The organism is Pseudomonas sp. TE12234 (genome assembly GCF_054061835.1).
In genome coordinates this window covers 19,188-39,018 of record NZ_JBSSEP010000004.1, presented here as the reverse complement: position 1 = coordinate 39,018, position 19,831 = coordinate 19,188, and the positions used below count along the sequence as shown (strand labels likewise).

Below are 19,831 nucleotides of genomic sequence, written 5' to 3'. Positions count from 1 at the left end.
TCAGTCAGCCTCTCGAAAGCCGGTAAAAGGATTGACGCCGGTGGCCGCAATCGCCGCCCACGCTGTGGCGCCCAAGTGAGGCAGGTGGTAGTAGAAAAAGTCATTGGTGACCGAGTCCGGACCGATGGCCAGTCCGGTACTGATGCGCGGTGCTGGTGTTGCATACAGCCATCCATTGCCCGCCTGTTGCGCCAGCAGCACGCGCCACAACGGCTGCGCCTTGTCGCCCAAGCCACTCAAGCGCGCCACGGCAGCGGCTTGCGCGGTGCCTTCGGTCCACAGGCCATCGGGATCGCGGTTGAAGCCATAGCCCTCGCCGGCACGGTGAGCGTGATCAATGAACGCGAAGACGCGCCGCCAGTCCCTGGGAGGATCTTGCAGCGCTATCAAAGGCCAGATTTGTGCATCGAGCCCGGAACGCTCGCGGTCCGACGTCCGGCCATCAGCACCGGTGCCGATCAGGAAGCGCCCTTCCCCGGCATCCCACTGGCTCGAGACAAACTGCCGGGCAATCTGCGCCTGCGCTGCCGAATCGCTATTGGGGGCCAACGCGTCGAGTGCCGACCACGCTGCGGCGAGGTCAACGTTATGTTCGGTGGATTTCCAGTTCTGCTGGATCTGTTTGGAAAAGTACCCGTAGTAACCACCACTGAAACCGGCAGGGGATTGTCCGTCGTAGGTGTTTTTCTGCGACCAGTGCAGGACTTTTCGCGCGGCCTCCAGGTAAGACGCCTCACCGCTTTGTCGATACGCCTCCAGCAGCGCCAGGGCCGCCCACGCCTGATTGCCGGTGGCGCTGCTGACTTGATACGCGTCCTGATTCCAGGCGTTGCGCTCGACGCTCCAGTAACCCGGCAATTTCATCGACGGTGAACCCACGGCACCGGCGGCGTAGGCATTGCGCATGCGCCCGTCCTGATACTCCGGATCGTGCAGTGTCGCGAAGGCCAGTGCATCGGCGATCCGCCGAGCCGATTCAGCCTTGCCGCACGCAAACAAGGCAATGCTGGCCAGCGCGTTGTCGTAGGTGAACGCCACGCCGCGCAAGGCCAGGATCGGCGCAGGATGCCCATCCAGCGGCGGGTAACTGGCAACAAGCACCGGCCCGGCCGGCAGCGCTGTCACGGCTTGATCCAGCGCCGCACAGGTCATTGCCGCCAGTTGCGGCCTCGGCTGAGCCGCCATGGCGGACATCCCGCTGCCGAGCAGCATCAAGCTCAATACCCCGCGTAGAACGACGTTCATGGCCGTGATACCTCGGCACTGGCCCACAACCCCGGGTTGCAGGTCATGGCTCGCTGGGCATCGGTCAAGTCCGCGGCAAACGTCCCGACCACGTACACCGAATTCTGCTCGGCATAGGGGAACGGCACGCTGTAGGTGTTGGCGCGAATGTCCGATGTGCTGGACAGCAACTGCACCACGCTGGCCTTGAGGGGCTGATCCAGGCCACGGATTTTCACTGTGAGCACGCTGTCGCGGTCGATCTTGCTGGCCATGCGTTCGGGGAACACCGCAATCACGTAGCTTTGCCCGCAATCAGTGGCGCGCAACAAGGTCGAGCCGGCCTGCACCAGCGTGCCCTGAGGCGCCAGCAACTCCTGGACCGTACCGGGCGAGTATGCGACGACGTCGTAGCCGGCCATCAACTTGACCCGGTTCTGCTCGGTTTCGATCAACTGATTGAGGTTGTCGAGCTCCTGTTGATAGGCCCGGCGGTTGCGTGCCTGGTTCTCCAGGCTGAGTTTCAGCGTGGTCATCTGTGCGCTGAGATCGAACATGCGCAGTTGATCGGGGTCGAGGTAAACCTGCTTGCTTGCCGCACTGACGTCGCCGTCGGTGATCCGCAATTGCGAACGCACCGATTCCGCCGCGCCTTGCAACGAAGCCAGCTGAGCCTTCGACTGTGCGACCACCGCACTGCTCACTGCCCCCTGGACGAACAACTCAAGATTGCGCTCGACGGTTTCCTGGGCGTCTAACAACCGCGCGCTGGCCGCACTGTTTTCGGCTTTCAGGGCTTTTTGAGTGAAGAGCTGGCGAGTGTGAAACGCGGCCTGGTACTGCTCGCTGGTTTTCTCCAGCTCCTCGTAGTACCGCTGATCGTGCTCGGCCTGACTGGCCGAAGACGACAATTGTTGCTCCAGGGTCAGGCGCCGGGTTTGCAGGGTGAGGAGGGTTTCCTGGTTGGCTCGCGGGTTTTCCACCACCGCGATTTTCTGGCCCTGACTGAAAGTCGTGCCGGGCTTGACCTCCAGCGAACTCACCACGCCGTCAATCGGAGTGGTCAGCAGAATCACAGGCGCATTCAAAATCGCCCGAGTCGCCGAGGCGGATACCAGTGGCATCAGCAAAGTCGACAACAGTAACCAGACGACAAATCCAAGGACCCCCAAACCCACCAGGCGTGGCAACAGTGACAATAACTTCGAGCGTTCTTCTGCCATGTTTGACTCTCCCGATAGACCAACCGCATATCAGTCAGGCAATAACAAACCGTGACTGCGAAACACTTTTGGCAGGGTGAGCAAAACGAAATTGTTCTTTGCACGGCAATTAAGCCGACGCCGTTTTATTGGATTTTATGGTGATGTGAGCAGGAATGAGATTCCTGTCTTTTTGGAGAGTTGTTGTACAGCAATAACGAAGCGGCTCAACAGGCCCGTGGCAGAGCGGGCGCTTACATTGGCGACACTAAATTCAGTCCCGAGGGGTGTCAAGCATTTGGATTTAACAAATAAATGACGTCAAATATTTACCACGCAAAGAAATGGATCCATTCAAACGACTCATGTCGATTTGATCGACAACTACTTATTTTCATTGATAGTTTTTATTTTTAATATTCAAGTGAACTTTTTATCTATTTTTAGATAATTCTGAGTTTTTTATCAGAAAGATTAAAAAGATATAAGTAGCGATGCGATACACAAAAAAAAACGCCCCGACCAAGTCGGGGCGTTTTCATGTACCGCTAAGGCTTAGCGCGGGAACGCTGGCGGGTTTACACCGGCCATGTCTTCCATCACGCGAACCACCTGGCAGCTGTAGCCGAACTCGTTGTCGTACCAAACGTACAGTACAACGCGGTTGTCCTGGGTGATGGTCGCTTCAGCATCCACAACGCCTGCGTGGCGCGAGCCGACGAAGTCGGTGGAAACCACTTCCTGCGAGTTGACGTAGTCGATTTGCTTGTGCAGATCGGAGTGCATGGCCATCTGACGCAGGTACTCGTTGATCTCTTCGCGGGTGGTGGCCTTCTCGAGGTTCAGGTTGAGAATGGCCATCGACACGTTTGGCGTCGGAACGCGGATCGCGTTACCGGTCAGCTTGCCGGCCAGCTCAGGCAGGGCCTTGGCAGCGGCAGTGGCAGCACCGGTCTCGGTGATGACCATGTTCAGCGCCGCGCTACGGCCACGGCGATCGCCCTTGTGGAAGTTGTCGATCAGGTTCTGGTCGTTGGTGTACGAGTGAACCGTTTCAACGTGACCGTTGACGATGCCGAACTTGTCATTCACGGCTTTGAGCACCGGCACGATGGCGTTGGTGGTGCAGGAAGCGGCCGAAATGATCTTGTCGTCAGCAGTGATCTCGGCATGGTTGATGCCGTGAACGATATTCTTCAGCTTGCCTTTGCCAGGCGCGGTCAGAACTACGCGGTCGATGCCCGGGCAGGCCAGGTGCTGGCCCAGGCCATCGGCGTCACGCCATACACCGGTGTTGTCCACCAGCAGCGCGTCTTTGATGCCGTACTGGGTGTAATCCACTTCAGTCGGGTTTTTCGCGTAGATAACCTGGATCAGGTTGCCGTTGGCGGTGATGGTGTTGTTGGCTTCATCAATGGTGATGGTGCCATCGAACGGGCCATGAACCGAATCACGACGCAGCAGGCTTGCACGCTTGACCAGATCGTTCTCGGCGCCCTTGCGGACAACGATGGCGCGCAGACGCAGGCCGTCGCCACCACCGGTTTTCTCGATCAGGATGCGCGCCAGCAGACGGCCGATGCGACCGAAGCCGTACAGGACGACGTCGGTGCCTTTGCGAGCGGAAGCGTTTTGCTGGCCAACCACGTCAGCCAGTTCTTCGCGGACGAACTGCTCGGCAGTGCGGCCGTTGCCTTCGCTACGGAATTTGAACGCCAACTTGCCCAGGTCTACCGAAGCCGCGCCGAGCTTGAGCTCGCTCATGGCCTTGAGCAGAGGGAATGTTTCGTGGACGGAGAGTTCGCTGTCGTCGGAAGAACGGTGGCGAGCAAAGCGGTGAGCTTTGAGAATCGCGATGACAGACTGGTTGATCAGGCTGCGGCCATAGATCGAGCTCACCACGTTGTTATTGCGGTAGAGCTGACCGATAAGCGGAATCATCGCTTCTGCGAGTGCTTCACGGTCGATCCATTCACCAAGACACTGGTCGGGCTTCTGAGTCACGGTAACCTTCCACATGTAGGGGCAGAAAAAAGGGGCTACATTATGCCGCCGAGTGACTCACGTAGCAATGCGCGCTTGTCGTGCGATCCGTAACAATTCTCCGTTCAAAAAAATCACGCCTCGCGCAAACCCAATAAAACCGGGGCTTACAGCGCAGTCAATTTTTTGCGGTTTGCGCCGCGTTGTGCGTAACCCTCCGTAACACTCGTTCGTTTTACCACTACATATTCAATAATTTTTGGTAAAAAACAGGCGTTTTTTGTCTTTACCACTACATTTCGCCAAACCGGTGTAATAGACGCAGTCTGCAACTGACAGGCGGCACCCGAGGCCGCTACAATTACCGACTTTGTCGCAACGCTTGGAGCTCAACCTTCCGTGCCCGTTCTGCGTCTACCGCATCTCCCTGCCGCGGCAGGTAAACAGCATTGGGGCAACCTGCCCGGTGCCGCCCTGAGCCTGGCGATCGCCGAGGCCGCCAGTGCGGCCAAGCGCTTTACCCTGCTACTGACCGCCGACAGCCAAAGTGCCGAACGGCTGGAACAGGAGCTGAGTTTCTTCGCCCCGGATTTGCCCGTGCTGCATTTCCCCGACTGGGAAACCCTGCCCTACGATCTGTTCTCGCCGCACCAGGACATCATTTCCCAGCGCATCGCCAGCCTGTATCGACTGCCGGAACTGGTGCACGGCGTGCTGGTGGTACCGATCACCACCGCCCTGCATCGCCTGGCACCGACCAAATTCCTGCTCGGCAGCAGCCTGGTGCTGGACGTCGGCCAGAAGCTCGACGTCGAGCAAATGCGCACCCGCCTCGAAGCCACCGGCTATCGCTACGTCGATACCGTGTACGAGCATGGCGAATTCACGGTCCGCGGATCGCTGATCGACCTGTTCCCGATGGGCAGCAAGCTGCCTTACCGGATTGACTTGTTCGACGACGAAATCGAAACCCTGCGCACCTTCGATCCGGAGAACCAACGCTCCATCGACAAGGTCGATTCGGTCAAGCTGTTGCCGGCCAAGGAATTCCCGCTGCAGAAAGAAGCCGTGACCCGTTTCAAGGCACGCTTTCGCGAGCGCTTCGACGTCGACTTCCGCCGCTGCCCGATCTTTCAGGACTTGAGCAGCGGGATTACTCCCGCCGGCATCGAGTACTACCTGCCATTGTTCTTCGAGGAAACCTCAACGCTGTTCGATTACCTGCCCCAGGACACTCAGGTGTTCTCATTGCCTGGCATCGAACAGGCAGCGGAAAACTTCTGGAACGATGTGCGCAATCGCTATGAAGAGCGGCGTGTCGATCCATCCCGTCCTTTATTGCCACCCGCCGAATTGTTCCTGCCGGTGGAAGATTGCTTCGCGCGACTGAAGAACTGGCCACGGGTCGTCGCCAGTCAACAGGACGTGGATTCCGGTGCCGGTCGCGAGCGCTTCCCTGCCCGGGAACTGCCGAACCTGGCCATCGAAGCCAAGGCCACCCAACCGCTGGCGGCGTTGTCCGGTTTTCTCGACGAGTTTCCCGGGCGCGTGCTGTTTACCGCCGAATCCGCAGGCCGGCGCGAAGTGCTGCTGGAACTGCTGGAACGCTTGAAGCTGCGACCAAAAACCGTCGACAGCTGGCCGGACTTCGTGGCGAGCAAGGAACGCCTGACAATCACCATCGCGCCGCTGGATGAAGGCTTGCTGCTGGACGATCCGGCCCTGGCCCTGATTGCCGAAAGCCCGCTGTTCGGTCAGCGCGTGATGCAGCGCCGTCGCCGCGAAAAACGCGCCGATGCCAACAACGACGCGGTGATCAAGAACCTCACCGAACTGCGTGAAGGCGCGCCGGTGGTGCATATCGATCATGGGGTCGGTCGCTACCTCGGCCTCGCCACCCTGGAAATCGACAGCCAGACGGCCGAATTCCTCGCCCTGGAATACGCCGAGGGCGCCAAGCTCTACGTGCCGGTCGCCAACCTGCATCTGATCGCCCGCTATACCGGCAGCGACGACGCCTTGGCCCCGCTGCACCGACTGGGCTCCGAGACCTGGCAGAAAGCCAAGCGCAAAGCCGCCGAACAAGTACGCGACGTCGCAGCCGAATTACTCGACATCTATGCACGCCGCGCCGCCCGCGAAGGTTATGCCTTCGCCGACCCGAAAGCTGATTACGCGACCTTCAGCGCCGGGTTCCCGTTTGAAGAAACCCCGGACCAGCAGACCACCATCGAAGCCGTGCGCGAAGACATGCTCGCGCCAAAACCGATGGACCGCCTGGTGTGTGGCGACGTTGGCTTCGGCAAGACCGAAGTGGCGATGCGCGCCGCGTTCATCGCCGTGCACGGCGGCAAGCAAGTCGCGATTCTGGTGCCGACCACCCTGCTCGCCCAGCAGCACTACAACAGCTTCCGCGACCGCTTCGCCGATTGGCCGGTGACCGTAGAAGTGATGAGCCGCTTCAAGTCTGCCAAGGAAGTGAATGCGGCGGTGGCGGACCTGGCCGAAGGCAAGATCGACATCGTCATCGGCACGCACAAGTTGCTGCAAGACGACGTCAAAATCAAAAACCTCGGGCTGGTGATCATCGACGAAGAACACCGTTTCGGTGTGCGCCAGAAAGAACAGCTCAAGGCACTGCGCAGCGAAGTCGACATTCTCACCCTGACCGCCACGCCGATTCCGCGCACGCTGAACATGGCGGTGTCGGGCATGCGCGACCTGTCGATCATCGCCACGCCGCCGGCGCGTCGCCTGTCCGTGCGCACTTTCGTCATGGAACAGAACAAGAGCACGGTCAAGGAAGCCCTGCTCCGCGAGCTGCTGCGTGGCGGCCAGGTCTACTACCTGCACAACGACGTGAAGACCATCGAGAAATGCGCCGCCGATCTTGCCGAACTGGTGCCTGAGGCACGAATCGGCATCGGTCACGGGCAGATGCGCGAACGCGAACTCGAACAGGTGATGAGCGACTTCTACCACAAGCGCTTCAACGTGCTGATCGCCTCGACCATCATCGAGACCGGCATCGACGTGCCGAGCGCCAACACCATCATCATCGAGCGCGCCGACAAATTCGGCCTGGCGCAGCTGCACCAGTTGCGCGGACGGGTTGGACGCAGTCACCACCAGGCTTACGCCTACCTGCTGACACCACCGCGCCAGCAAATCACCCCGGACGCGGAAAAACGCCTTGAAGCGATCGCCAACACCCAGGACCTCGGCGCGGGCTTCGTACTCGCCACCAACGACCTGGAAATCCGTGGCGCCGGCGAATTGCTCGGCGATGGTCAGAGCGGGCAAATCCAGGCGGTCGGTTTCACGCTGTACATGGAAATGCTCGAACGTGCGGTGAAGTCGATCCGCAAGGGCGAGCAGCCGAACCTCGACCAACCCCTGGGCGGCGGTCCGGAAGTCAACTTGCGGGTGCCGGCACTGATTCCCGAGGACTATCTGCCGGACGTCCACGCACGCCTGATTCTCTACAAGCGCATCGCCTCGGCCACCGATGAGGAAGGCCTGAAGGATCTGCAAGTGGAAATGATCGATCGTTTCGGCCTGTTGCCAGAGCCGACCAAGAACCTGATGCGCATCACCGCCCTGAAGTTGCAGGCCGAATTGCTGGGCATCAGAAAGGTCGACGGTGGTCCGCAAGGTGGTCGCATCGAGTTCGCCGCGCAAACCCCGGTCGACCCGCTGACGCTGATCAAACTGATCCAGAGCCAGCCCAAACGCTACAAATTCGAAGGGGCCACGGTGTTTAAGTTCATGGTCCCGATGGAACGCCCGGAAGAGCGCTTTAATACTGTAGAGGCGCTGTTCGAGCGCCTCATCCCGAAAACTGCTTGAAGGACGCCGCATGCGCCTGTTTCGCTTACTGACCTTGATGATCTCCTTGGTCACTCCCACGGCGTTTGCCGCCGATCTGTATCAGGTTGAAATGATTCTGGTCCGTCAGAACGCTGTGCCACCCATTGTCAGTCGCGCCGCACCGGAAGACTGGGCAGCCGGCGCGCAGCCCATCAGTCCCGACAGCCTGCGCACACCGAGCCTCAATGGCGAAGTGGCAAAACTCAGTGCCAGTACCGACTACACCGTGTTGCTGCACAAGGCCTGGCAACAAACGCTCGGCGAAGAAGCCACCAAAGTCGCGATCAGCGAGGGCAAGGAACAATTCGGTCAATTCCCGATCGAAGGCACGCTCAACCTGAAACTGGGACGTTTTACCGACGTCGACGCAGACTTCTGGATCAACCAGATCAACGCCGATGGCCTGGTCACCGCCAGTGAACGCCTGAAACAGGAAAGCCACACCAAGAACGGCCAGCTGAACTTCCTCGACAACGGCCACCTTGGCCTGCTGATCAAAATCACCTCGCTGACCATCCCCGCACCTCGGCCAGCCCCCGAAGAAATTCCGGACTGATTGAGTCCCTATGTCCGCGACCCTGAGCAAACCCCTGGCACCCTCCTGGGTCAGCCGCTTCAAGGAGCAGAGCCTCGAACGCGGCCGCCGCTACGCACTGGAGAATCGCGTCAGGATAGTCGAGGCCGGCGACGCGACCATCATTGCCGCTTGCGAAGGCTCTGGCGGCAACGTTTATCGTCAGACCATTCGCCTGCGTGAGTCAGCCAAAGGCACCTTGCTGATGGTCGATGCCACCTGCTCTTGTCCGGTGCACACCAACTGCAAGCATTGTGCGGCGGTCTTGCTGCAGGTGCAGGAAACACTCGATTACCCCGCCGCCGCCAAGGACGCCGAGCTTCTGGAGAAACTGCAGGCCGTACTGGAAAACCGCAGTCCGAAAGCACCGCCACAAGTCCTGATAGATAACGTGCAACCTGTGCCTCGCCTGTGGCTGGCGAGCATCGAGTTCAGTGCCTTCGAGCCACGCAATGGCAAGATGCAGCGCTATATCCAGCATCGCGCGGCGCTGTCCTTCAGCTATCTGGACGAGTACGTTTCCGGGCAGAAAAACGCCGATATCCTGATTCGCCAGGAAACACAGACACTTCGGATAAAGCGTCATCCGGACGTGGAACAGTCCTACCGGGAACAGCTGCGGATCCTCGGTTTCAAAGTCGCCACCCGCCAGAGCAAAGCCCTGCCGGAAAGTGCCGGCGAATTGTTCGAGATGGTCAATGACAGCGCCTGGCTGACCTTCACCCTCAATGAATTGCCGAAGCTGCGCACCCAGGGCTGGGAGCTGCAGATCAACGAAGACTTCGGTTTCGACCTGACCGCCGTGGACGACTGGTACGCCACCGTCGAACAGGCACCGGAACGTGACTGGTTTGATCTGGAACTGGGCATCATCGTCAATGGCGAGCGGCTGAGCCTGCTGCCGATCCTGTTGAACCTGATGCGTTCCCACACCGAAATCCTCAACCCGGAACGCCTCGCCCGACGGCGCGACGATGAGTTGATCCTGGTGAACATTCCCAACCGCCCGAACTCCGAACAGGGCCCCTTGCAAGTCGCCCTGCCCTTCGGGCGCTTGAAGCCGGTGCTGGCCACCCTTGGCGAGTTCTACCTGCAAGAGCCTGGTGAAACCACACTACGCCTGAGCAAGGCCGACGCCACGCGCCTGAATCCGCTGGAAGACCTGCCGCTGCTATGGGAAGGCGGCGAACAGATTCGCACCTTTGCCCAACGCTTGCGAGACATCAAGGACTACACCGCCACGGCACCGGACGGCTTGAATGCGACGCTGCGCCCCTACCAGCTGGAAGGCTTGAGCTGGATGCAGTCATTGCGACAACTGGAAGTCGGCGGGATCCTGGCGGACGACATGGGCCTGGGTAAAACCCTGCAAACCCTGGCGCATGTTCTTACGGAGAAAAACGCCGGACGTCTCGACCGGCCATGCATGGTGGTAATGCCTACCAGCCTGATCCCCAACTGGCTGGACGAAGCGGCACACTTCACACCACAGCTCAAAGTGTTGGCGCTGTATGGCGCCAGCCGCAAAAAGCATTTCGACAACCTCGCCGATTACGACCTGATTCTGACCACCTACGCCTTGCTGCCCAAGGATGTCGAACGCTTGGCGGCTCAGCCATTACACGTACTGGTACTGGACGAAGCGCAGTACATCAAGAATCCGAACAGCAAGGCGGCCCAGGCAGCGCGCGAACTGAATGCTCGTCAGCGCCTGTGCCTGAGCGGCACACCCCTGGAAAACCACCTGGGTGAACTGTGGTCGCTGTTTCACTTCCTGCTGCCGGGCTGGCTGGGTGACGTCAAAAGCTTCAACAGCGATTACCGCGTACCGATCGAAAAGCGCGCCAGCGAAGTCAGACTTCAGCACCTCAATGGTCGGATCAAACCCTTCCTGTTACGTCGCACCAAGGAACAGGTGGCGACCGAGTTGCCGCCGAAAACCGAGATAATCCACTGGGTCGAGCTCAACGAAGCCCAACGCGACGTTTATGAAACGATGCGCCTGGCCATGGACAAGAAGGTTCGCGACGAGATCACCCGCAAGGGCGTGGCGCGCAGCCAGATCATCATCCTTGAGGCGCTGCTGAAATTGCGGCAAGTGTGCTGCGATTTACGCCTGGTCAACGACGCCACCCTACCGGCGCGTGGCAGCACTTCGGGCAAACTCGACAGCCTGATGGAAATGCTCGAAGAGCTGTTTGAGGAAGGGCGGCGGATTTTGCTGTTCTCGCAGTTCACTTCGATGCTGTCGTTGATCGAAGATGAGCTGAACAAACGCGGAGTGGCCTACGCCCTGCTGACCGGACAGACCCGTGATCGACGCACGCCAGTGAAGGACTTCCAGAGCGGCAAACGTCAGATATTTCTGATCAGCTTGAAGGCAGGCGGCGTGGGCCTGAACCTCACGGAAGCAGATACGGTGATTCATTACGATCCGTGGTGGAACCCTGCGACTGAAAATCAGGCGACCGACCGTGCCTATCGCATTGGTCAGGAGAAGCCGGTGTTCGTCTACAAGTTGATCGCGCGCGGCACGGTGGAAGAGAAGATTCAGCATCTGCAAAAAGAAAAATCCGACCTCGCGGCGGGCGTGCTAGATGGACGTCAGGCCGGGGACTGGAAACTGCAGAGCGATGATATCGAGGCGTTGTTCGCGCCGTTGCCGGATAAGCTGGAGAAGCGCTGAGAACGGCGGCGCCTGAGAGATCGCTATCGCGAGCAGGCTCGCTCCCACATGGTTTTCACCGCACCTGTGGGAGCGAGCCTGCTCGCGATAGGGTCAACTCGGTCTTGAGCCTGACTCAGCCCCTGAGCACCCGCGCCAGCGTCGACTTCACCTTGCCCATCCCGTCATGCAACGCCTGCTCGATCTCGGCCATGGTGATCACCGCAGTCGACTTGCCCGCCGCCGGATTCACCACCAGCGCCAGACAGGCGTAATCCAGCTCCAGCTCACGAGCCAGGGCCGCTTCCGGCATTCCGGTCATGCCGACGATGTCGCAACCGTCACGCTCCAGGCGCGCGATCTCGGCAACGGTTTCCAGGCGCGGACCCTGGGTACAGGCATACACGCCATGGCTGCTGTAACCGACGCCCTCAGCCGCCAGTGCCGCGATCAATTGCTGACGCAGCGGTTCGCTGTAGGGATAGCTGAAATCGATGTGCGTGACCTGCTCCAGATCATCGGCAAAGTAAGTGTGCTCGCGACCACTGGTGTAGTCGATCAACTGATGCGGCACGCAAAAATGCCCAGTACCCATCGCCGCATGAATGCCACCCACCGCGTTCACCGCGAGAATCGCCTCGGCCCCGGCCTGTTTCAGCGCCCAGAGGTTGGCGCGGTAGTTCACCTGATGCGGCGGGAAACGGTGCGGGTGACCATGACGGGCGAGGAACAGCACTTCCTTGCCTGCGTACTCGCCGACCTGCACCTCGGCAGAGGGCGCGCCGTAAGGGGTGTCCACCGCCAATGACTGACGAATGCGCAGATCTTCGAGCTGAGTGAGGCCAGTGCCTCCGATAATCGCGTAAACCGTCATAACGAACCGCCCTTAATCGATCAATTGAGCTTCTTTGAGCGCGCCGACGGCAACCAGCCAACGCGGATCCTGACGGTACTCTGTGTTCGCAAACGACTGACCGCGCATTCGTGCGATGCGCGCAGACGGCTTGACCTTCAGGCGTTGCGCGGCGCTCAGGGCCAGCTCGGCGGCAGCGCGATCGTTGCACACCAGGCCCATGTCGCAACCGGCGGTCAAGGCCGCTTCAATGCGACTGGCGGCATCACCCACTACGTGGGCGCCGGCCATGGACAGGTCATCACTGAAGATCACACCGTCGAATTGCAATTCACCACGCAGAATGTCCTGCAACCAGCGCCGGGAGAAACCGGCAGGCTGGGAATCGACTTGAGGGTAGATGACGTGCGCCGGCATGATCGCTGCCAGCTGTTTGCTCAGCCTGGCGAACGGCACCAGGTCATTGGCGCGGATCTCGTCGAGGCTGCGCTCGTCGTTCGGAATCGCCACGTGGGAATCGGCCTCGGCCCAACCGTGACCGGGAAAATGCTTGCCGGTGGCAGCCATGCCCGCACTGTTCATGCCACGAATGAACGCACCGGCCAGCAGAGCCGCACGCGCAGGGTCGCCTTCGAACGAACGGGTACCGACCACCGCGCTGCGCTGGTAATCGAGGTCAAGTACCGGTGCGAAACTCAGATCCAGGCCAACAGCCAACACCTCAGTTGCCATGATCCAGCCGCACTGCTCGGCCAGGTACTCAGCATTCGGATTATCGGCAATGGCGCGCATCGCCGGCAGTCGGACGAAGCCCTGGCGAAGACGCTGTACACGCCCGCCTTCCTGATCCACCGCCAGCAACAGATCCGGACGGATGGCACGGATTGCGGCACTCAACTCACGGACCTGACGCGGATGCTCGATGTTGCGAGCGAAAACAATCAGGCCACCCACCTCGGGCTGGCGCAGCAATTGGCGATCTTCGGCCGTCAGCCAGGTACCGGCGACATCCACCATCAACGAGCCTTGCAGGCCAGCAGTCATAGAGATTCCTTGATAACGAAAAATCCGGCTCGCACGAATTCGCCGCCATGGGCAGTGCCCGGCAGATCGGCGATATCGATAGGGAACGGATTCAGAACGAGAGTCGGCATGGGCGGCTAGCTTAGCGGATGTCAGCTGCCGCGCCCACCCGTGCGGGATTAAACCTTGGCGGCAACCGCTGTCGACTTGCTGCGCGGACGCAATTGAGCGCTGGCCATGGCCGTGTCGGTGACACCGGACTCGGCACGCATGCCCGCAGCCAGGAACGGCACCATCAGTCGCATGACTTGCTCAATGGAGGTATTCACCCCGAAGTCGGTTTCGGCAATGGCGCGCAAGGCCTTGATGCCGGACATGCTGAACGCAGCGGCGCCCAGCATGAAGTGCACACGCCAGAACAGTTCGATCGGCGGAATCCGTGGCGCGGCTTCGTTGACCAGCATCATGTAGCGGCGAAACACCTTGCCGTACATGTCTTCCAGATAACGACGCAAATGCCCCTGGCTCTGACTGAAAGCCAGACCCAACAAACGCATGAAGATAGAAAGATCGTTGCCACTGCGCGGCTGGACCACCAGGGCCTGCTCGACGAGGATTTCCAGCAATTCCTCAAGTGTCGCCTTGTTCTCCGGCTTGGCCTGACGACGCTCCAGCTCTTTGTCGAGACTGATGCAGAACGGCCCGAGAAACCGGGAGAAGACAGCCTGGATCAGTGCTTTTTTCGACCCGAAGTGGTAGTTCACCGCCGCCAGATTGACACCGGCCTTGCTGGTTATCAGACGCAACGAGGTTTCGGCGAAACCTTTTTCCGCGAACAACTGCTCGGCAGCATCAAGAATGCGTTCTACGGTTTCCGACTGGGCCATGACTACTCCGCCTGACAAACACTTGTTTGAAACATACGTTTCAGTCTGAGTATTGTCAAGTCTGGCAGTTCGATTTGGGAATGGTCAGTCAGACATTTAACCATACAACTGCAAAGCTTCAATCAGAAGGCTGATCGACCGTCTGGCGGCAGGCAAAAAAAGGGGCATTGCCAAGATCGTTTCACTGTATATAATCCCAGTCACTGTATAAAAAGACAGAGCGATCATTATGCTAAAGCTGACGCCACGCCAAGCAGAGATTCTGGCCTTCATCAAACGCTGCCTAGAAGACAACGGCTACCCGCCAACCCGCGCGGAAATCGCTCAGGAATTGGGTTTCAAATCCCCCAATGCGGCAGAAGAACACCTCAAGGCGCTGGCCCGCAAGGGTGCCATTGAGATGACGCCCGGAGCCTCTCGCGGGATCCGCATTCCCGGTTTCGAGGCCAAGGCCGACGACTCCAGCCTGCCGATCATTGGCCGCGTTGCCGCTGGCGCGCCAATCCTCGCTCAACAGCACGTCGAGGAATCCTGCAACATCAATCCTTCGTTTTTCCATCCTCGCGCCGACTACCTCCTGCGGGTACATGGCATGAGCATGAAAGACGTCGGTATTTTCGATGGCGACCTGCTGGCCGTGCACACCACCCGTGAAGCCCGCAACGGCCAGATCGTGGTCGCTCGGATCGGCGACGAAGTGACCGTCAAGCGCTTCAAGCGTGACGGCAGCAAAGTCTGGCTGATCGCCGAAAACCCTGACTTCGCCCCTATCGAAGTAAACCTTAAAGATCAGGAACTGGTGATCGAAGGCTTGAGTGTCGGCGTCATTCGCCGCTAAAGGAGGCTTTATGCAGTTCCCACACACATCACAGCAAGCCCAACTGCCGTTGTTCGAGGCGTTCATGGCGCAGCCATTGGCGCCAATTCTGAAGGAAGTGGTCGAGTCGCCATGGAGCGCGGAACCCGAGGTCTTCAGTGAGTTGTCTCTGCGTGGTGCCGCCGGAAACTGCCTGAACCTTCTGGCACCAATCCTCAGGGAATTGAGCCAGGATCAGGATGCGCGCTGGCTGACGCTAATCGCCCCGCCCGCCAGTCTGACCCAGGCTTGGCTACGGGACGCCGGCCTCAATCGCGAACGTATTCTGTTGTTGCAGCCGCGCGGCACTCAGAGCGCTCAGCAACTGACCTGCGAAGCCCTTCGCCTGGGTCGAAGCCACACGGTTGTCAGCTGGCTCAATCCGCTGACCGCGAACTCGCGGCAACAGTTGATCAGCGCAGCCCGGACCGGGGACGCTCAAAGCCTGAATATTCGATTGGGCTGACTGACACATACTGCGCCTTTACCGGCGCAGGGCTTCTCCAGGGACAGAAAAGCTGATCTACAACTGGGTACTGGAATCCGACGGGCGGGATCAATGAAGGACCCGCGACCCCTCTTCCTTATCGAATTCGCCTTCAACCAGACGTCCTGCCATCTGCACACCAACGCTCAACATCGCCTTGGCGACTTCCACGTGCTGGCCTTGAAGGAACGCTTTGGCGTCCTCGGAGAAATCCAAAGTCACCAGAGAACCCTCGTCCTCAGCCCTGCGCAGCTCAATCCGGCCGTCTGGTAACTCGACAATTTCTAGAAAGGACGTTGGCATAAAGGTCTGTTCTCCACGAAAGGCGGGGATTATATAGGCATTGGCCACGCTCCGCTCGGGATCTTGACCAGATGTCATTGCAAGAAAATATCTTTTAGCGGTCACCCCTGAGGCGGAAAGCCATTAAGGGCCTCCACCAACCGCTCAATTTTTCAGCACTCGTTCAAGCCATCGCGAAAACGGATCGCCAAACTTTTAAGGTTCTGTCGCCAGCTCTCCAGCTCTTCGCGGCTCAACTCCTCAGGCACCTCTTCTTCATCCAGATTCACGGCCAGAATCAACGGCTGCGTCACGTCGCCCTTGGGTTTGTGCGGTGCGCGGGGTGGCTGGAACAATGCTTTATGAGCCGCCAGCAACTTGGCCAGCCAGGTTTCCGGGTTGTTGGCCAGTTCGATCATCTCGGCCAGCTCAGGAATGGCGATGGTTTCCAGGACTTCGCGAGTCAGCAACGTTTCGGCCCGTGATGCATTGGCCTGAGGCAAGCGATAGAAGCCAGCGATCTCGTGACACAACCCCAACAGCGCACCGTACAGGTGAAACAACGTTGACTCACGGCCAGCCTGAATCAGCGCCAGAGAGTTCATTGCCCGCCCCTCTTCAGCTTTGGCGAGCGCCTCCAGGGACAGTCCGGCGAAATAAATCTTTTGATTGGTACGGGTATAGAGCTCGTGGGCCATGGCGGCAGTCTCCACAACGAAATAATTGCATCACGCAGGTCATGCAGGAGCGAGCTCGCGATGGTCGTCTACGATGACGCGGGCCTTCAGAATGCCCGCGCTACTCTCACGCTCATCGCGAACGCGCTCACTCCTGCAAGGTATTGCGATTTTACGCCTTCGCAGCCGGTCGCTTGTCCTCGACCTTCCACTTGCCACCGTCGTAGAACGCCTTCCAGCCAGTCGGCTTGCCGTCGACTTCTGTCTGCACGTACTGCTCTTTGGTCTTGCGGCTGTAACGGATCACTGCCGGGAGGCCGTCCGGATCTTTCTTCGGCGCTTCGCAGAGGAAATGATACTTCGGATCGATTTCATCCTTGTGCGGGATGATCTCCATGACCAATGGCGCACGAGTCTCACGGTTTTTCGGGAACTGGCTCGCTGCCAGGAACAGACCGGATGCACCGTCGCGCAGGATGTAGGTGTCGTTGACCTTTTCGCATTTCAGCTCAGGCATCTTCACCGGATCCATCTTTGGCGGCGCCGCATCACCACTCTTCAGCAGTTTGCGAGTGTTCTTGCACGTTGGGTTGGTGCAACCGAAGAACTTGCCGAAACGACCGGTCTTGAGTTGCATCTCGCTGCCGCACTTGTCGCACTCCAGGCTAGGACCTTCGTAGCCCTTGATGCGATAGTTGCCCTCTTCGATTTCGTAGCCATCGCAATCCGGGTTGTTACCGCAGATGTGCAGCTTGCGCTTCTCGTCGAGCAGATAAGCGTCCATCGCCGTACTGCAGATCGGGCAGCGATGCTTGCCGCGCAATACCAGGGATTCCGACTCACCCTCGTCGTCCGCAGCGATTTCATCGCCGGGCACCAGGTTGACGGTCGCCTTGCAGCGTTCTTTCGGTGGCAGGCTGTAGCCCGAGCAACCGAGGAATACTCCGGTCGATGCGGTACGAATCTGCATTGGGCGACCGCAGGTCGTGCACGGAATATCGGTCATCACCGGCTGGTTCGCCCGCATGCCGTTTTCCGCGCCTTCGGCCACTTCGAGTTTTTTCTTGAAGTCGCCGTAGAACTCGTCGAGCACGTTTTTCCAGTCGCGCTCGCCCTGGGCCACGTCATCGAGGTTCTCCTCCATGCCGGCAGTAAAGCCGTAGTCCATCAGGTTGGAGAAGCTTTCGGCCAGACGCTCGGTGACGATGTCACCCATCTTTTCCGAATAGAAACGACGGTTGTGCAGCGCCACGTAACCGCGGTCCTGGATGGTCGAAATGATCGCCGCATAGGTCGAAGGACGACCGATGCCGCGTTTTTCCATTTCCTTTACCAGGCTGGCTTCCGAGTAACGCGCCGGCGGTTTGGTGAAGTGCTGGGTCGGATCAAGCTTGATCAGCTTCATCGCATCGCCCTGGGCCATGTCCGGCAGCACGTCATCATCACCTGGCTTGGCGATCTGCGGCATCACACGGGTGTAACCGTCGAACTTGAGGATACGGCCCTTGGCGCGCAGCTCGAAGTCACCGGCGCCGACAGTGACCGTGGTCGACAGGTATTGGGCCGGCAGCATCTGGCAGGCGAGGAACTGGCGCCAGATCAGCTCGTAGAGGCGCTCGGCATCACGCTCCATGCCAGAGAGCTTGCTTGGCTCGGTGTTGGCGTCGGACGGGCGAATCGCTTCGTGAGCCTCTTGGGCGCCTTCCTTGCTGCTATAGACGTTCGGTGTTTCCGGCAGGTACTTCTTGCCGAACTCGCCTTCAATATAAGTACGCGCCATCGCCACGGCGTCTGCCGAGAGGTTGGTGGAGTCGGTACGCATATACGTGATGTAGCCGGCTTCATACAGACGCTGGGCCATCATCATGGTTTTCTTCACGCCGAAGCCCAGGCGGTTGCTCGCGGCCTGCTGCAGGGTGGAAGTGATGAACGGGGCCGATGGCTTGCTGCTGGTCGGCTTGTCTTCGCGCTTGACGATGCTGTAGCTGGAAGCCTTGAGCTTCTCCAGCGCGGCCATGGCCTGGGCTTCGTTGAGCGGCTTGAAGGCTTCGCCCTTTTCTCGAGCGACGTCGAAACGCACGGTTGCACCCTTGGCGGTGCCGAGGTCAGCGTGAACCTCCCAATATTCTTCCGGAATGAACGCACGGATCTCACGCTCACGCTCGACCACCAGTTTCACGGCAACCGACTGCACACGACCGGCGGACAGACCACGGGCAATCTTGGCCCACAGCAGCGGCGAAACCATGTAACCCACCACGCGGTCGAGGAAACGACGCGCCTGCTGGGCGTTCACGCGATCGATGTCCAGCTCGCCCGGCTGGGAGAAAGCTTCCTGAATCGCCTTCTTGGTAATTTCGTTGAACACCACGCGCTTGTAGCGGCTGTCGTCACCACCGATGGCTTCGCGCAGGTGCCAGGCAATGGCTTCCCCCTCGCGATCCAAGTCGGTTGCGAGGTAGATGGTGTCAGCATCCTTGGCGAGCCGGCGCAGCTCTTCGATGACCTTTTCCTTGCCTGGAAGGATCTCGTACTTGGCTTTCCAGCCATGATCGGGATCGACCCCCATGCGAGCGACCAGCTGCTTGCGCGCCTTTTCTTTCGGCGACAGTGCCGGCGCTTCACCCGCAGCGGCCTTGCCGCGCTTGGCGGCTGGCTCTTTGCTGGCGCTAGCCGAACCGCTGGTGGGCAGGTCTCGGATATGGCCGATACTCGACTTCACCACGTATTGGTTACCCAGATACTTGTTGATGGTCTTGGCCTTAGCCGGGGATTCCACAATGACCAGCGATTTGCCCATGGATCAGAAAATTCCTGAATTCTAGAAGTGAAAGGCGTTGGCGCCTGACGCGGCACCGCTATATATAGTGGCTACAAGGTGAGGTCAAGCGCAGGGTTTTGCGCGCACTCAGCTTATGGCTTGGAAAAAACACTCGGTTCGGCTTGCACCAAAGCAAAGCGTGGCACCTGCTCGCCGTCAACTTCGACCGACTCCAGGAACATGCTCAAGGGACGCACCCAAAAGCCGTAATCGCCATACAGGGCTTGGTAGAAGACCACTTCTTCTTCGGTTTCCGAGTGCCGTGCAACACTGAATACACGGTACTGCGGACCTTTGTAATGTTGGTAGAGCCCAGGTTGTATCGGCATGCTTCGGCCCTCACTCAAATCTTTTCAAAATAAAAATAAAAATAAATCCGGAAAAACAAAAACCGGGGCACTTGGCCCCGGCTTCCGTCGACGAAACG

General features: G+C 59.2%; 15 protein-coding genes. 5 read left to right on the top strand and 10 right to left on the bottom strand.

The window, feature by feature from the left end; translation table 11 throughout:
* The 3 genes from ACVWYU_RS08205 to ACVWYU_RS08195 form a co-directional block, all read right to left on the bottom strand.
* Window positions 1–1,245 carry a hypothetical protein gene (locus ACVWYU_RS08205; RefSeq protein ID WP_457372407.1) on the bottom strand — a complete coding sequence of 415 codons (1,245 nt, stop codon included), beginning with the start codon at window positions 1,243–1,245 and terminating at the stop codon, window positions 1–3.
* A complete protein-coding gene (locus tag ACVWYU_RS08200) occupies window positions 1,242–2,447 on the bottom strand; it encodes an HlyD family secretion protein (RefSeq protein WP_090318570.1) in 1,206 nt (401 codons plus the stop codon). The genes ACVWYU_RS08205 and ACVWYU_RS08200 overlap by 4 nt, the downstream gene beginning before the upstream one ends.
* Window positions 2,448–2,981: 534 nt before the next feature.
* A complete protein-coding gene (locus ACVWYU_RS08195) occupies window positions 2,982–4,445 on the bottom strand; it encodes a glyceraldehyde-3-phosphate dehydrogenase (protein WP_090318567.1) in 1,464 nt (487 codons plus the stop codon).
* 363 nt (window positions 4,446–4,808) lie between these two features.
* Here ACVWYU_RS08195 and mfd point away from each other — a divergent pair, with 363 nt between their 5' ends.
* From mfd to ACVWYU_RS08180, 3 genes are read left to right on the top strand one after another with little or no spacing between them, the layout of a single operon-like run.
* Entirely contained in the window at window positions 4,809–8,258 is a 3,450-nt protein-coding gene (gene mfd / locus ACVWYU_RS08190) for a transcription-repair coupling factor (RefSeq protein ID WP_457372406.1), read from the top strand.
* A 10-nt stretch (window positions 8,259–8,268) separates the two neighbouring features.
* Entirely contained in the window at window positions 8,269–8,835 is a 567-nt protein-coding gene (locus ACVWYU_RS08185) for a CsiV family protein (protein ID WP_090318560.1), read from the top strand.
* A 10-nt stretch (window positions 8,836–8,845) separates the two neighbouring features.
* Window positions 8,846–11,539 (top strand): SNF2-related protein, encoded by a 2,694-nt coding sequence (locus ACVWYU_RS08180; RefSeq protein WP_457372405.1) that lies wholly within the window; start codon window positions 8,846–8,848, stop codon window positions 11,537–11,539.
* Between the two features lie 115 nt (window positions 11,540–11,654).
* On the opposite strand, the gene ACVWYU_RS08175 is transcribed toward ACVWYU_RS08180, so the two are convergent.
* The 3 genes from ACVWYU_RS08175 to ACVWYU_RS08165 all read right to left on the bottom strand — a co-directional run bounded on the left by ACVWYU_RS08175 (window position 11,655) and on the right by ACVWYU_RS08165 (window position 14,281).
* Window positions 11,655–12,392, bottom strand: coding sequence for an S-methyl-5'-thioinosine phosphorylase (locus ACVWYU_RS08175; RefSeq protein WP_390955261.1), 738 nt, complete (start codon window positions 12,390–12,392; stop codon window positions 11,655–11,657).
* Between the two features lie 12 nt (window positions 12,393–12,404).
* Complete coding sequence (nagZ, locus tag ACVWYU_RS08170; protein ID WP_457372599.1) at window positions 12,405–13,403, bottom strand: beta-N-acetylhexosaminidase; 999 nt, start codon at window positions 13,401–13,403, stop codon at window positions 12,405–12,407.
* A 170-nt stretch (window positions 13,404–13,573) separates the two neighbouring features.
* Window positions 13,574–14,281 carry a TetR/AcrR family transcriptional regulator gene (locus tag ACVWYU_RS08165; RefSeq protein ID WP_247254138.1) on the bottom strand — a complete coding sequence of 236 codons (708 nt, stop codon included), beginning with the start codon at window positions 14,279–14,281 and terminating at the stop codon, window positions 13,574–13,576.
* Between the two features lie 229 nt (window positions 14,282–14,510).
* On the opposite strand from ACVWYU_RS08165, the gene lexA reads away from it, so the two are divergent.
* On the top strand, window positions 14,511–15,119 hold the full coding sequence (lexA, locus tag ACVWYU_RS08160) for a transcriptional repressor LexA (RefSeq protein ID WP_090318547.1): 609 nt from the start codon (window positions 14,511–14,513) through the stop codon (window positions 15,117–15,119).
* Between the two features lie 10 nt (window positions 15,120–15,129).
* The gene (gene sulA / locus ACVWYU_RS08155) at window positions 15,130–15,603 is read left to right on the top strand and encodes an SOS-induced cell division inhibitor SulA (protein WP_090318543.1); all 474 of its coding nucleotides are present in this window, start codon (window positions 15,130–15,132) and stop codon (window positions 15,601–15,603) included.
* A 90-nt stretch (window positions 15,604–15,693) separates the two neighbouring features.
* Here the strand turns inward: sulA and ACVWYU_RS08150 are convergent, their stop codons facing one another.
* The 4 genes from ACVWYU_RS08150 to ACVWYU_RS08135 form a co-directional block, all read right to left on the bottom strand.
* Complete coding sequence (locus tag ACVWYU_RS08150) at window positions 15,694–15,927, bottom strand: hypothetical protein (RefSeq protein ID WP_046041430.1); 234 nt, start codon at window positions 15,925–15,927, stop codon at window positions 15,694–15,696.
* Between the two features lie 152 nt (window positions 15,928–16,079).
* Window positions 16,080–16,604, bottom strand: coding sequence for a DUF6586 family protein (locus ACVWYU_RS08145; protein ID WP_457372404.1), 525 nt, complete (start codon window positions 16,602–16,604; stop codon window positions 16,080–16,082).
* 151 nt (window positions 16,605–16,755) lie between these two features.
* Window positions 16,756–19,383 carry a type I DNA topoisomerase gene (gene topA, locus ACVWYU_RS08140; RefSeq protein WP_247254135.1) on the bottom strand — a complete coding sequence of 876 codons (2,628 nt, stop codon included), beginning with the start codon at window positions 19,381–19,383 and terminating at the stop codon, window positions 16,756–16,758.
* A 113-nt stretch (window positions 19,384–19,496) separates the two neighbouring features.
* The gene (locus ACVWYU_RS08135; protein ID WP_034147901.1) at window positions 19,497–19,733 is read right to left on the bottom strand and encodes a DUF1653 domain-containing protein; all 237 of its coding nucleotides are present in this window, start codon (window positions 19,731–19,733) and stop codon (window positions 19,497–19,499) included.
* Window positions 19,734–19,831: the final 98 nt, after the last annotated feature.

Coding starts and splice junctions, on each gene's coding strand:
- lexA (WP_090318547.1), top strand. CDS start 14,511: ATGCTAAAGCTGACGCCACGCCAAGCAGAGATTCTGGCCTTCATCAAA.
- ACVWYU_RS08195 (WP_090318567.1), bottom strand. CDS start 4,445: ATGTGGAAGGTTACCGTGACTCAGAAGCCCGACCAGTGTCTTGGTGAA.
- ACVWYU_RS08200 (WP_090318570.1), bottom strand. CDS start 2,447: ATGGCAGAAGAACGCTCGAAGTTATTGTCACTGTTGCCACGCCTGGTG.
- ACVWYU_RS08165 (WP_247254138.1), bottom strand. CDS start 14,281: ATGGCCCAGTCGGAAACCGTAGAACGCATTCTTGATGCTGCCGAGCAG.
- ACVWYU_RS08145 (WP_457372404.1), bottom strand. CDS start 16,604: ATGGCCCACGAGCTCTATACCCGTACCAATCAAAAGATTTATTTCGCC.
- ACVWYU_RS08185 (WP_090318560.1), top strand. CDS start 8,269: ATGCGCCTGTTTCGCTTACTGACCTTGATGATCTCCTTGGTCACTCCC.
- ACVWYU_RS08175 (WP_390955261.1), bottom strand. CDS start 12,392: ATGACGGTTTACGCGATTATCGGAGGCACTGGCCTCACTCAGCTCGAA.
- ACVWYU_RS08180 (WP_457372405.1), top strand. CDS start 8,846: ATGTCCGCGACCCTGAGCAAACCCCTGGCACCCTCCTGGGTCAGCCGC.
- ACVWYU_RS08205 (WP_457372407.1), bottom strand. CDS start 1,245: ATGAACGTCGTTCTACGCGGGGTATTGAGCTTGATGCTGCTCGGCAGC.
- sulA (WP_090318543.1), top strand. CDS start 15,130: ATGCAGTTCCCACACACATCACAGCAAGCCCAACTGCCGTTGTTCGAG.
- ACVWYU_RS08135 (WP_034147901.1), bottom strand. CDS start 19,733: ATGCCGATACAACCTGGGCTCTACCAACATTACAAAGGTCCGCAGTAC.
- topA (WP_247254135.1), bottom strand. CDS start 19,383: ATGGGCAAATCGCTGGTCATTGTGGAATCCCCGGCTAAGGCCAAGACC.
- ACVWYU_RS08150 (WP_046041430.1), bottom strand. CDS start 15,927: ATGCCAACGTCCTTTCTAGAAATTGTCGAGTTACCAGACGGCCGGATT.